Origin of the sequence: Pseudonocardia bannensis, assembly GCF_012911875.1 — a bacterium.
Lineage (GTDB): Bacteria > Actinomycetota > Actinomycetes > Mycobacteriales > Pseudonocardiaceae > Pseudonocardia > Pseudonocardia bannensis.
This window is the reverse complement of record NZ_JAAXKZ010000002.1, coordinates 103,243-115,707: the sequence shown is the minus strand read 5'-3', so window position 1 is coordinate 115,707 and position 12,465 is coordinate 103,243. Positions and strand designations below refer to the sequence as shown.

At 72.5% G+C, this 12,465-nt stretch carries 9 protein-coding genes; 6 read left to right on the top strand and 3 right to left on the bottom strand.

Going from position 1 to position 12,465, the window contains the following annotated elements; all coding sequences use genetic code 11:
* Window positions 1-204 precede the first annotated feature (204 nt).
* The 3 genes from fdh to nrfD all read left to right on the top strand — a co-directional run bounded on the left by fdh (window position 205) and on the right by nrfD (window position 5,634).
* Entirely contained in the window at window positions 205-3,504 is a 3,300-nt protein-coding gene (fdh, locus tag HF519_RS01345) for a formate dehydrogenase (protein WP_211169357.1), read from the top strand.
* On the top strand, window positions 3,501-4,550 hold the full coding sequence (locus HF519_RS01340) for a 4Fe-4S dicluster domain-containing protein (RefSeq protein WP_169409743.1): 1,050 nt from the start codon (window positions 3,501-3,503) through the stop codon (window positions 4,548-4,550). Before fdh ends, HF519_RS01340 begins: the two co-directional genes overlap by 4 nt.
* A gap of 70 nt (window positions 4,551-4,620) precedes the next feature.
* Window positions 4,621-5,634 (top strand): NrfD/PsrC family molybdoenzyme membrane anchor subunit, encoded by a 1,014-nt coding sequence (nrfD, locus tag HF519_RS01335; protein WP_169409742.1) that lies wholly within the window; start codon window positions 4,621-4,623, stop codon window positions 5,632-5,634.
* Here nrfD and HF519_RS01330 read toward each other — a convergent pair whose 3' ends face one another.
* The 3 genes from HF519_RS01330 to HF519_RS01320 all read right to left on the bottom strand — a co-directional run bounded on the left by HF519_RS01330 (window position 5,635) and on the right by HF519_RS01320 (window position 7,873).
* Window positions 5,635-6,135, bottom strand: a complete 501-nt coding sequence (locus tag HF519_RS01330; RefSeq protein ID WP_169409741.1) for a hemerythrin domain-containing protein — start codon at window positions 6,133-6,135, stop codon at window positions 5,635-5,637.
* Window positions 6,136-6,279: 144 nt separating this feature from the next.
* The gene (locus HF519_RS01325) at window positions 6,280-6,768 is read right to left on the bottom strand and encodes a SixA phosphatase family protein (RefSeq protein ID WP_169409740.1); all 489 of its coding nucleotides are present in this window, start codon (window positions 6,766-6,768) and stop codon (window positions 6,280-6,282) included.
* A gap of 49 nt (window positions 6,769-6,817) precedes the next feature.
* Complete coding sequence (locus HF519_RS01320; RefSeq protein ID WP_246242089.1) at window positions 6,818-7,873, bottom strand: LLM class flavin-dependent oxidoreductase; 1,056 nt, start codon at window positions 7,871-7,873, stop codon at window positions 6,818-6,820.
* A 78-nt stretch (window positions 7,874-7,951) separates the two neighbouring features.
* Between HF519_RS01320 and hutH the strand changes: the two genes are divergently transcribed.
* Genes hutH through HF519_RS01305 form a run of 3 tightly spaced genes read left to right on the top strand, consistent with a single transcriptional unit; the run spans window position 7,952 to window position 12,368 of the window.
* A complete protein-coding gene (gene hutH, locus HF519_RS01315; protein WP_169409739.1) occupies window positions 7,952-9,490 on the top strand; it encodes a histidine ammonia-lyase in 1,539 nt (512 codons plus the stop codon).
* 27 nt (window positions 9,491-9,517) lie between these two features.
* Window positions 9,518-11,176 carry a urocanate hydratase gene (gene hutU, locus HF519_RS01310; RefSeq protein ID WP_169409738.1) on the top strand — a complete coding sequence of 553 codons (1,659 nt, stop codon included), beginning with the start codon at window positions 9,518-9,520 and terminating at the stop codon, window positions 11,174-11,176.
* 25 nt (window positions 11,177-11,201) lie between these two features.
* A complete protein-coding gene (locus tag HF519_RS01305; protein ID WP_312859828.1) occupies window positions 11,202-12,368 on the top strand; it encodes an allantoate amidohydrolase in 1,167 nt (388 codons plus the stop codon).
* Window positions 12,369-12,465 lie beyond the last annotated feature (97 nt).

The window sequence follows — 12,465 nt, the reverse complement described above, 5'->3', positions numbered from 1 at the left end:
GATCCGAGCGGCCCGCTCCGCCCCGCCCCCACCCGCTGATCAAGGGGAGAAGGGGGCTTGTTGATCGCGCGGAGCGCCCCTCTGCCCTTGATCAGCGGGTTACGGGGCCGGTGCTGTTTCCCGGCCGGTGCCGGGGGTACCTCGGCAGCACCGCGCTCCCACCGGGTTCGCGGCCGACGGATCCTCGCCTGGACGGAGACGCTCATGGGCGTGCGTACCTGGATCGAGTCCTGGCCCGTCTACCGCCAGCTCACCGGCCCGGACCGGCTGGGCCGGGGCGCCGCGGCGGAGTCCCCCCGCTCGACGGCGATGCGGGCACGGGTCGTCGAGGCGGACCGGGTCGCGAGCTCGGTCTGCCCGTACTGCGCCGTCGGTTGCGCCCAGCGGGTGTACGTCTCCGACTCCCACGTCATCCAGATCGAGGGCAACGTCGACTCCCCGATCTCCCGCGGCCGCCTGTGCCCGAAGGGCTCGGCGAGCAAGCAGCTGGTCACCGGACCGCATCGGATGGAGAAGGTCCGCTACCGGGCGCCGTACGCCACCGAGTGGACCGAGCTCGATCTGGACACGGCCATGGACATGGTCACCGACCGCGTTCTCGACGCCCGGAACAAGGGCTGGCAGGAGCGTGACGAGCACGGCAACCGGGTGCGCCGGACCATGGGTATCGCCAGCCTCGGCGGGGCCACGCTGGACAACGAGGAGAACTACCTGATCAAGAAGTTGTTCACGGCGTTGGGAGCCATCCAGATCGAGAACCAGGCCCGTATTTGACACTCCGCCACCGTCCCCGGTCTGGGGGCCTCGTTCGGTCGCGGCGGCGCCACCGACTACCAGCAGGACCTGGTGCACTCCGACTGCATCGTGATCATGGGCTCGAACATGGCCGAGGCGCACCCGGTGGGTTTCCAGTGGGTGATCGAGGCCAAGGAGCGGGGGGCGAAGGTCTTCCACGTCGACCCGCGCTTCACCCGGACCAGCGCGCTGGCCCACCACTACGTCCCGCTGCGCGTCGGCTCCGACATCGCCTTCCTCGGCGGCGTGATCAACTACATCCTGGCCGGCGAGCACGACTTCCGCGAGTACGTCCTCCCGTACACGAACGCGTCGTTCCTCATCCGCGAGGAATTCCGCGACACCGAGGACCTCGACGGGCTGTTCAGCGGCTACGACCCGGCGACGGCGAGCTACGACCAGAGCAGCTGGCACTACGAGAGCTCGGGTCCGGTGCTCCCGGCGAACCTGCGTCCCTGGGCGGAGGAGAAGGAGCAGGCCTCACCCGACCAGCACGGTTCGGGTGGGCCGAAGCTCGACGGGGTGGCCGGATCCATCCCCTCGGACCCGACCCTGCAGCACCCGCGCTGCGTCTACCAGATCCTCAAACGGCACTTCTCCCGATACACACCCGAGATGGTCGAGCAGATCTGCGGCACCCCCCGGGAGCAGTTCCTGGCGGTGTGCGAGGCACTGGTCGAGAACTCCGGGCGGGAGCGCACCGCGGCGTTCGTCTACAGCGTGGGGTGGACCCAGCACACCGTGGGCGCGCAGTACATCCGAGCGGCCTCGATCATCCAGCTGTTGCTGGGCAACATCGGTCGTCCCGGTGGCGGCATCCTCGCCCTGCGCGGGCACGCCAGCATCCAGGGCTCCACCGACGTGCCGACCCTGTTCAACCTGCTCCCCGGCTACCTGGTGATGCCGTCCGCGGCCTCGCACCCGGACCTCGCGACGTACACGAGCACCATCTGCGGCAAGGAGCAGAAGGGGTTCTGGTGCCACGCCGACGCCTACCTGGTGTCGTTGCTCAAGGAGTACTGGGGCGACGCGGCCACCCCGGAGAACGACTTCTGCTACGACTACCTGCCGCGGATCACCGGCGACCACGGCACCTACCGCACGGTTCTGGACATGGTCGACGGGAAGGTCTTCGGCTACTTCCTGCTCGGCCAGAATCCCGCGGTCGGATCGGCCCACGGACGGATCCAGCGTCTCGGCATGGCCAACCTGGACTGGCTGGTCGTCCGCGACCTCACGATGATCGAGAGCGCTTCCTTCTGGAAGGACGCGCCGGAGGTGGAGACCGGCGAGATCGTCCCCGAGCGGTGCCGCACCGAGGTGTTCTTCTTCCCCGCCGCCGCGCACACCGAGAAGGACGGCACGTTCACCCAGACGCAGCGGATGCTGCAGTGGCGGGACAAGGCGGTGGATCCGATCGCCGATCAGCGCTCCGAGCTGTGGTTCTTCTACCACCTGGGCCGTCGGCTCCGGGAACGGCTCGCAGGGTCCACCGACGAGCGCGACCGGCCGCTGCTGGACCTCGCCTGGGACTACGAGGTGCACGGCGACCCCGGGGACGAGGAACCGTCCGCCGACCATGTGCTGCGGCGGATCAACGGCTACGACCTCACCACCGGCCGGGTGGTCGACGGCTACACCGACCTGAAGGCCGACGGCAGCACGTCGTGCGGCTGCTGGATCTACAGCGGGGTCTACGCCGGCGGCGTCAACCAGGCGCGGCGGCGCAAACCGCGTTTCGAGCAGGACATCTACGCGCTGGAGTGGGGCTGGACCTGGCCGATGAACCGCCGGATCCTGTACAACCGCGCCTCCGCCGATCCGGCGGGCCGACCGTGGAGCGAACGCAAGGCGCTCGTGTGGTGGGATCCCGAACGGGGCAGGTGGACCGGCTACGACGTGCCGGACTTCGAGCCCACCAAACCGCCCGACTATGTTCCCCCCGGCCCGACCAAGGGGCCCGACGCCCTGCACGGTGACGATCCGTTCATCATGCAGGCCGATGGCAAGGGCTGGCTGTTCTCGCCCCGGGGCCTGGTCGACGGCCCGCTTCCCACCCACTACGAGCCGCACGAGTCGCCGGTGCGCAATGCGCTGTACGTCCAGCAGGGCGACCCGACGCGCAAGGTCTACGGCCGGCCCGACAACCCGTCCAACCCGTCCCCGCCGGAACCGAACGTCGACGTCTTCCCCTACGTGTTCACCGCGTCCCGGCTCACCGAGCACCACACGGCGGGCGGCATGAGCCGGACCCTGCCCTACCTGTCCGAGCTGCAACCGGCGCTGACGGTCGAGGTCTCTCCCGAGCTCGCGGCCGAGCGCGGGCTGGAACACCTGGGCTGGGCGCACGTCATCACCAGCCGGACCGCCGTCGAGGCCCGCGTCATGGTGACCGACAGGCTGGCCCCGCTGCGGGTGGGCGGCCGCCTCGTCCACCAGATCTGGATGCCGTACCACTGGGGCCCCACCGGGCTGGTGCGGGGTGATGTGTTCAACGACCTGCTGGGCATCACACTCGACGCGAACGTCTTCATCCAGGAGAGCAAGGTCGCCACCTGCGACATCCGGCCGGGCCCCCGGCCGCGCGGACCCGCGCTGCTCGACTACGTCGCCGGCTACCGCGAACGTGCCGGGATCACCGCCGCGACCGGGGCCGTGGTCTGCACGACGTGCGGCGTCAAGCACATCGAACAGGAGGTACGGCGATGATCCGCGAGAACAGCCTGTACGGCCCGCTCGACGACGTCGCCGCCGACGCCGGGCATCTCGAACACCCACCGCGCGTGGGCTTCTTCACCGACACGTCGGTCTGCATCGGCTGCAAGGCCTGCGAGGTGGCGTGCAAGGAGTGGAACCTCGTCCCGGACGACGGATTCGACCTGCTCGGGATGTCCTACGACAACTCCGGGATGCTGGGTGCGAACACCTGGCGGCACGTGGCGTTCGTGGAGCAGGACATTCCGCTGGGCGGCCAGCGGACCGGGATCGCCGAGCTGCCGACCGGCCCGTCGGGCACCCCGGTGATGACCGAGGTGGTCGCCGCCCGGCTGCGGCATGCCGAGCGCGGAGGCAGCGAGCTGGGCACCAACCCGCTGGAGGTCCACGAGCCGCCGCAGGACCTCGGCATGCCCTCGTTCTCCCGCCCCGGCGACGACGGTGCGGACGGCCACGGCGCCGAGGGCCGTACCGACTTCCGGTGGCTGATGGAATCCGACGTGTGCAAGCACTGCACGCACGCCGGCTGCCTGGACGTGTGCCCCACCGGTGCGCTGTTCCGGACCGAGTTCGGCACGGTCGTCGTCCAGCAGGACATCTGCAACGGCTGCGGCTACTGCGTCTCCGGCTGTCCGTACGGCGTGATCGACCGCAGCCCGCTGGACGGCAGGGCGCACAAGTGCACGCTGTGCTACGACCGGCTGCACGACGGGCTGGAGCCGGCGTGCGCCAAGGCCTGCCCCACCGACTCCATCCAGTTCGGGGAACTCGACGAGTTGCGCGAGCGCGCGAACCGGCGGGTCGCCACCCTGCACGACCGCGGCGTCACCGAGGCGCGGCTCTACGGCGAGGACCCGGACGACGGGGTCGGCGGCACGGGTGCCTTCTTCCTGCTGCTCGACGAGCCCGAGGTCTACGGCCTGCCACCGGACCCGGTGGTGCCCACCCGCGATGCGCCCGCGATGTGGCGCGCCGCCGGGATCGCGGCCGCAGCCTTCCTCACCGCCGCGGTGGGGTCGTTCCTCGGGAGCCGACGATGAGTGAGATCGCAGGCGGATCATCGGTCCGGCGCTGTCGTGAAGTGCCGGCCGGGCGCGGCGAGGGGGAGCGATGAGTACTTCCGACGTCGACCCGGCCCGGCTCGTCAGGCACGGCCGCGACGGCCGGCGCGCCGGCGCCGTGCAGCGCGAGGTGGTCCCGGCGGCGGACTTCCGGTCCTACTACGGGCGTCCGGTGATCAAGGCGCCGGTGTGGGAGTGGAAGGTCCCGGCCTACCTGTTCACCGGTGGGCTCGCGGCGGGGTCCGCGGTGCTCGCGGCCGGTGCGGACCTCAGCGGCAGGCCGGCGCTGCGCCGGGCCGGGTGGCTCGGCTCGCTCGCCGCGCTGCTGGCGAGCGTCGTCTTCCTCGTCACCGACCTGGGGCGGCCCGAGCGCTTCCACCACATGCTGCGCGTCGCCAAGCCGACCTCCCCGATGAGCGTCGGCACCTGGATCCTCACCGCGTTCGGCCCGGGGGTCGGGCTGGCGGCGATCGCCGAGCTGCTGCCGCGGCGCCTGCGACCGACCGTCCTGGGCCGGCTGTTGCGCAGATCGGCCCGGCCCGCCGGGCTGGCCTCGGCCGTGTTCGCGCCGGGGGTCGCGTCCTACACCGCGGTCCTGCTGTCCCACACAGCGGTGCCGGCGTGGCACGGGGCCCGGGAGCAGCTGCCGTTCGTGTTCAGCGGGTCGGCGGCGGCCGCCTCGGGCGGACTGATGATGGCGCTCACGCCGGTCGAGGAGGCCGGCCCGGCGCGGTGGTTCGCGGCATCCGGCGCGGTGGGCGAGCTCGCCGCGTCGAAGGTGCTGGAGGAGCGGCTCCACCCGGTCGTCCGGGAGGCGTACACGACCGGCCGGGCGCACCGGTTGCGCCGCTGTTCGGAGGGGCTCACCGTGGCCGGGCTCGCGGGCACGGTGCTGGGTGCCCGGCGGAGCCGGGCGGTCTCCGTGGGATCGGGGCTCGCCCTGGTGGTGGCCGGCGCGCTGCAGCGGTTCGGGGTGTTCGAGGCCGGTATCGCCTCCACCAAGGACCCCCGCTACGTCGTCGTCCCGCAGCGGGAGCGCCTGGTGCAGCGATCACACGGCTGATCAGGCGAGGACGGCGTCGACCGCCTTCGCGAGGGCCCCGGGCTGCGCGGGGCTGCGCGGGGCCTTCTTCTTCATCTCGAGCATCTCCGCGCCGATCTCCTGCAGCTTCTTGCGGCCGAGCCCGTCACGCACCTTGGGGAACCACTCCTGCTCCTCCTCCTCGATGTGGTGCAGGACGTTCTCGATGAGCACCGTGGTCTTCGCGTCGAAGCGTTCGTCGTCGGCGCTCATCGCGGCCAGCTCGGAGCACAGCACGTCGGCCACGTGGTGCTCCTCGTAGGACTCGAGCACGTCGTCGGAGAGGTCCGGGAGCAGCTCCCGGGTCGCCGGGTACAGGCACTCGTTCTCGATGTAGGTGTGGACCGTCAGCGCCTCGAGGATCTTCTTGACGGTCTTCTCCTTCGTCTTGCGCGCGTTCTCGCCCGCACCCCGGAAATCCCGGAAGAGCTTGCGGATCTGCTTGTGGTCCTCTTTGAGCAGCACGATCGCGTCGGTCGACACCGGTGTTCCCCTCGGTTGGCCGGGCTCGCGCGCCGGACCGTCTGAGGTGCCGCGCGCGAGCTGATCCTGCGCCCGGCGGTGGGCGCCTCGAGCAGCCATTACCCCGAAGCCCCCGTCCGGTATGCGCAGATCCGCCACCCCGGGTCAGCCCCGCGGTGTGACGTGCTTCTCGAGGTGGGCCCGCCGGGAGGGGGCGTCGGCCCAGGATCCCGGCCAGCTCACGACCGCGACGGAGGACGTCTTCATGACGCGTTCCTCGCCGGTGAGGAGCGCGACGAGGTCCTCCAGCCCCGGGTTGTGGCCCACCAGCACCGTGGTCGCGGCCCCGGCCGGCAGCTCCCGGACCACGGCGAGCAGCTCCGTCGCCGACGCGGCGTACACCCGTTCGTCGAAGCGGCGCTGCGGCTCCGTGCCGAGGGCGGCGGCGGCGAGCTCCCACGTCTGGTCGGCCCGCACCGCGGGGGAGGACACCACCGTGTCGATGTAGGACACGTGGTCGTGCAACCAGCGGCCGATCGCCGGCGCGTCCCGCCGGCCGCGCGGCCCCAGTGGCCGGTCGATGTCGGCCACGCCCTCGGGCCAGGCCGACTTCGCATGCCGGACGATCACCAACCGGCGCTTCGCGGGAGCCATGGCCAGAGCCTGCCAGGACGGCGCCGCGCAGGACACGCACACGCCGGCTTCAGGCCGCCGAGCTCTCCCCGACGAGGCCCCACGTGTTCGCGAGGAGTTCATAGGAGCGCCGCCGCTGCGCCGGGTCGTGGGCGTAGGTGACGACGAGCAGTTCATCGGCCCCGGTCCGGTCCACGAACTCGTCCAGGCCGTGACGCACCACATCGGGGGTCCCGACGAACGAGACCTGCAACGGGGCGTCGACGGCGGCGGCCTGATCGGCGTCGAGCCTGGTCCGCAGATCCGGCATCGGGGGGTCCAGCGGTCCGGTGGCGCCGGCCGCGAGCCGCAGGAACATCTGCTGCACCGTGGTGAACAGCTCCTCGGCTCGCTGCTGGTCGTCGGCGACGAGGACGTTGACCCCGGCCATCACTGTCGGCTCGGTGACCGACGCCAGCGGACCGGAGGGGTCGAAGGTGGTGCGGTAGACGGCAAGCGCCTCGTCGAGCTGGAACGGAGCGAAGTGCGAGGCGAACGCGAACGGGAGCCCGAGGCGACCGGCCAGTTCCGCGCTCGCCGTGGACGACCCGAGCAGCCACAGCGGCACCTGCGTCCCCTGTCCGGGGATCGCCCGCACCGGGCCCTGTCCGGGCCCGGCGGGTGCCAGGTAGGCCGCGAGCCGGCGGACGTCCTGGGGGAAGGAGTCGATGCTGGAGGCGCCCCGGCGCAGCGCGTGAGCCGTGCGCGGGTCGGTGCCCGGGGCGCGCCCGAGACCGAGGTCGATCCGGCCGGGATGCAGCGTCGCGAGGGTCCCGAACTGCTCGGCGACGGTGAGCGGCGCGTGGTTGGGCAGCATGATGCCGCCCGAGCCGACGCGCATGCGCTCAGTGGCCGATGCGACCCGTTCGATGAGCAGGGCGGTGGCGGAGCTGGCGAAGGTGTCGCTGTTGTGGTGCTCGGCGAGCCAGAAGCGCCGATAACCCAGCTCGTCCGCCGTCCGGGCGAGACGCATGGTGTCCTCGAGGGCCTCCGCGACGTCGTGGCCGCTCGAGACGGGTACCAGGTCGAGAACGGAGAGCGGGACGCGCCCGGCCGCCGCACCGCGGGACGTGGACATTGAGGTCATAGGTCGACGGTTACCCCGGTGCCCGCGGGGCACGCGACGGCCCTGGTGCCGGGGTCGCGCCGGGTGTCCCATGGGGGGATGCAGCCGGTCACCGTCGGAATCGGTCCCGTGAGCGGCGACGACGTCCTCGCGGTGGCCCGGGACGGAGCCGCCGTGGTCCTGTCGGACGAGGCGGAGGCCGAGATCCGGCGTAGTCGCGCCGTGGTCGAGGCGCTGGCCGGTGACGTCGAGCCGCACTACGGGGTGTCGACCGGTTTCGGGGCCCTTGCGACCCGGTACATCCCCTCCGAGCTGCGCACGGACCTGCAGCGCAGCCTCGTGCGCTCGCACGCGGCCGGGTCGGGCCCCGAGGTGGAGCGGGAGGTCGTCCGGGCCCTGATGCTGCTGCGTCTGAGCACGCTCGCGAGCGGGCGGACCGGGGTCCGGCTCGAGACGGCTCGCGCCTACGCGGCGATGCTCTCCGCGGGCATCACGCCGACGGTCCGGGAGTACGGCTCGCTCGGCTGCTCCGGCGACCTGGCGCCGCTGGCGCAGTGCGCCCTGGCCGTGATGGGCGAAGGGCTCGTGCGCGACGCCGACGATGTGCTACGTCCCGCTGCCGAGGCACTGGCCGCGGCCGGTATCGAGCCGGTCGAGCTGCGGGAGAAGGAGGGTCTGGCGCTGATCAACGGCACCGACGGCATGCTCGGCATGCTGGTGCTGGCCTGCCACGACCTGCGGCTGGTGCTGCGCACCGCCGACGTGGCCGCGGCGATGAGCGTCGAGGCGTTGCTCGGGACCGACGCGGTGTTCGCCGCGGACCTGCAGGCGCTGCGCCCGCACCCGGGGCAGGCCGACGTCGCCGCGAACCTCCGTGCGCTGCTGGCCGGCTCGGCGATCATGGAGAGTCACCGCGGGCCGGAGTGCACGCGGGTGCAGGACGCCTACTCGCTGCGCTGCGCCCCGCAGGTGCACGGCGCCGCGCGCGACACCGTCACCTACGCCGAGACGATCGCGTCCCGGGAGCTGGCCAGCGCCATCGACAACCCGGTGATCACGCCGGACGGGCGCGTGGAGAGCAACGGCAACTTCCACGGCGCACCGCTCGGCTACGCCCTCGACTTCCTCGCGATCGCGGCCGCCGACGTCGCGTCGATCGCCGAGCGGCGCACCGACCGGTTCCTCGACATCGCCCGCAGCCACGGGCTGCCCGCCTTCCTGGCCGCCGACCCGGGCGTCGACTCCGGCCACATGATCGCCCAGTACACCGCGGCCGCGATCGTCTCCGAGCTCAAGCGGCTGGCCACACCGGCGTCGGTCGACTCCATCCCGTCCAGCGCGATGCAGGAGGACCACGTCTCCATGGGCTGGTCGGCCGGCCGTGAGCTGCGCCGGTCGGTGGACGGTCTGAGCCGGGTCGTCGCGATCGAACTGCTCACCGCCGCCCGCGGGCTCGACCTGCGCCGGCCGCTGGAACCGGCTCCGGCCACCGCAGCGGTCCGCGACGGGCTGCGCGCCGCGGTGGCCGGTCCGGGCCCCGACCGTCATCTCGACCCGGAGATCGAGTCCGCACTGGCCTACGTCGTCTCCGGCGGGGCGGTGGCCGCCGCCGAGTCGGTGACCGGCCCGTTGCGCTGAGGGATCTACCGAGAGAAGGGATCGATCATGGAAGGCGCCCGCCCCGTCCGTGCCGCGCGCGGTACCACTCTCACCGCAGGGTCCTGGCAGACCGAGGCCCCGCTGCGGATGCTGCAGAACAACCTCGATCCCGAGGTCGCCGAACGCCCGGATGATCTGGTCGTCTACGGCGGCACCGGCCGGGCCGCGCGGGACTGGGCGTCCTTCGACGCGATGGTGCGCACGCTGACCACACTGGCCGGCGACGAGACCATGCTGGTGCAGTCCGGCAAGCCGGTCGGCGTGCTGCGCACCCACGAGTGGGCGCCGCGGGTCCTGATCGCCAACTCGAACCTGGTACCGGACTGGGCGTCCTGGCCCGAGTTCCGCCGCCTCGAACAGCTCGGCCTCACCATGTACGGCCAGATGACGGCCGGGTCGTGGATCTACATCGGCACCCAGGGGATCCTGCAGGGCACCTACGAGACCTTCGCGGCCGTCGCCGACCGGCGGCCCGACGGGACGCTGGCCGGCACGCTGACCGTGACCGGCGGCTGCGGAGGGATGGGTGGCGCGCAACCACTGGCCGTCACCCTCAACGGCGGAACCTGCCTCATCGTCGACGTCGACGAGGCGCGGCTGCGCCGCCGGATCGACCAGCGCTACCTCGACGAGCTGGCTCCCGACCTCGACGACGCGGTCGCCCGGTGCGAACGCGCCCGGGACGACCACCGCGCCGTGTCGGTCGGGGTGGTGGGCAACTGCGCGACGGTGCTGCCGGAACTGCTGCGCCGCGGTGTGCGCGTCGATGTCGTCACCGACCAGACATCGGCCCACGACCCGCTGTCCTACCTGCCCGAGGGCGTCGCCGTGGCGGACTGGCACGACTACGCCGAGCGCAAGCCCACGGAGTTCACCGAGCGGGCGCGGGCGTCGATGGCCCGGCACGTGGAGGCGATGGTCGGCTTCGCGGACGCCGGCGCCGAGGTGTTCGACTACGGCAACTCCATCCGCGACGAGGCCCGCCTGGGCGGTTTCGACCGGGCGTTCGCGTTCCCCGGGTTCGTCCCCGCCTACATCCGCCCACTGTTCTGCGCGGGCAAGGGTCCGTTCCGGTGGGCCGCGCTGTCCGGGGACCCGAAGGACATCCACGCCACCGACGAGGCCGTGCTCGACCTCTTCCCGGATGACGATCACCTGCACCGCTGGATCCAGGCGGCCCGGGAGCGGGTCGTGTTCCAGGGGCTGCCGGCCCGGATCTGCTGGCTCGGCCAGGGGCAGCGGGATCGGGCCGGGGCCCGGTTCAACGACATGGTCGCGTCCGGTGAGCTGTCCGCGCCCGTCGTGATCGGCCGCGACCACCTCGACAGCGGCTCGGTCGCGTCGCCCTACCGGGAGACCGAGGCGATGGCGGACGGCTCGGACGCGATCGCCGACTGGCCGCTGCTGAACGCGTTGGTCAACACCGCCTCCGGGGCCACCTGGGTGTCCATCCACCACGGCGGCGGCGTCGGCATCGGCCGTTCGATCCACGCCGGGCAGGTCACCGTGGCCGACGGCACCGACCTGGCCGGGGAGAAGATCGAGCGGGTGCTCACCAACGACCCCGCGACCGGCGTCATGCGACACGTCGACGCCGGGTACGAGATCGCCGCGGAGGTGGCCGCCGAGCGGGGGATCCGGATCCCGGCAGGGGAGGGCGCGTGACATCCGAGCACACGTTCGAGCAGATGTGGGCGGACCTCGAACCGGTGGGCGGGACCCGAGGACGGGCGGCTATCGCCGTTTCGCCCGGACGCGGGAGGACGCCGGCCTGCGCGAGTGGTTCGCCGGCGAGGCGGAGCGCCGCGGACTCGACCTGACCACCGACCGGGCCGGTAACCAGTGGGCGTGGTGGGGTGCTCCGGACGTGCGCCCGGGCCTGGCCATCGGCTCACACCTGGACTCCGTGCCCGACGGCGGTGCCTTCGACGGTCCGCTGGGGGTGGTGTCGGCGTTCGCCGCCCTGGACGCGCTGCGGGATCGCCGGTTCGCACCCGGCAGGCCGATCGCGGTGGTCCACTTCGGCGACGAGGAGGGCGCCCGGTTCGGGGTGGCGTGCGCCGGCTCGCGGATCATCACCGGCGCGCTGGACGCCGACCGGGCCCGCGGCCTGACCGACGCCGACGGGCTGTCGATGGCCGAGGCGATGGTGAAGGCGGGTCAGGACCCGGCCCGGCTCGGGCACGACGAGGAGGCTCTGCGCCGGGTTGCCACCTTCGTCGAGCTGCACGTCGAACAGGGCCGGGCGCTCGCCGATCTCGACGCGCCGGTGGGCGTCGGCTCCGCGATCTGGCCGCACGGCCGCTGGCGGTTCGAGCTCCCCGGCGAGGCGAACCACGCCGGGACGACCGGGCTCGCCGACCGGCACGACCCCATGCTCGCGTTCGCCTCGGTCGTGCTGGCGGCGCGGGTGGCGGCGCTGCGGTACGACGCCCTGGCAACGTGCGGCAAGGTCCGGGTCGAGCCGAACGGGGTCAACGCGATCCCATCCCGGGTGACCGGCTGGCTCGACGCTCGCGGTGCCGACACCGATCGCGTGCGGGCGGTCGTGGCCGAGTTCGCCGACCTCGTCGCCGGGCACGGCGGCGTGGTGTCCGAGGAGTCCTGGACCGAGCTGACCACCTTCGAACCGGAGCTGACCGGCCGGATCGCCACGTTGCTCGGGGACGCGCCGGTCCTGGGAACCGGGGCCGGTCACGACGCCGGGGTCCTCTCCGCGGCCGGTGTCCCGACGGCGATGCTGTTCGTCCGCAACCCGACCGGCATCTCCCACTCGCCCGCCGAGCACGCCGAGCGCGCCGACTGCCGGGCGGGCGTCACCGCCCTGGCCGCGGTCGTGCAGGAGCTCGCCCGGTGACCCCCCGACCGCACCATGTCTCCACAACGCGTCCTGCGCCGGTCCCCGGACTGCGTTATGGCTCCACAACGCGGCGTGGGCCGGCGCCCTGGGGGGT

Bases quoted from the DNA above. Each gene is read 5' to 3' on its own strand.
- HF519_RS01340 (WP_169409743.1), top strand. From the start codon at position 3,501: ATGATCCGCGAGAACAGCCTGTACGGCCCGCTCGACGACGTCGCCGCC.
- nrfD (WP_169409742.1), top strand. From the start codon at position 4,621: ATGAGTACTTCCGACGTCGACCCGGCCCGGCTCGTCAGGCACGGCCGC.
- HF519_RS01325 (WP_169409740.1), bottom strand. From the start codon at position 6,768: ATGGCTCCCGCGAAGCGCCGGTTGGTGATCGTCCGGCATGCGAAGTCG.
- HF519_RS01320 (WP_246242089.1), bottom strand. From the start codon at position 7,873: ATGACCTCAATGTCCACGTCCCGCGGTGCGGCGGCCGGGCGCGTCCCG.
- hutH (WP_169409739.1), top strand. From the start codon at position 7,952: ATGCAGCCGGTCACCGTCGGAATCGGTCCCGTGAGCGGCGACGACGTC.
- hutU (WP_169409738.1), top strand. From the start codon at position 9,518: ATGGAAGGCGCCCGCCCCGTCCGTGCCGCGCGCGGTACCACTCTCACC.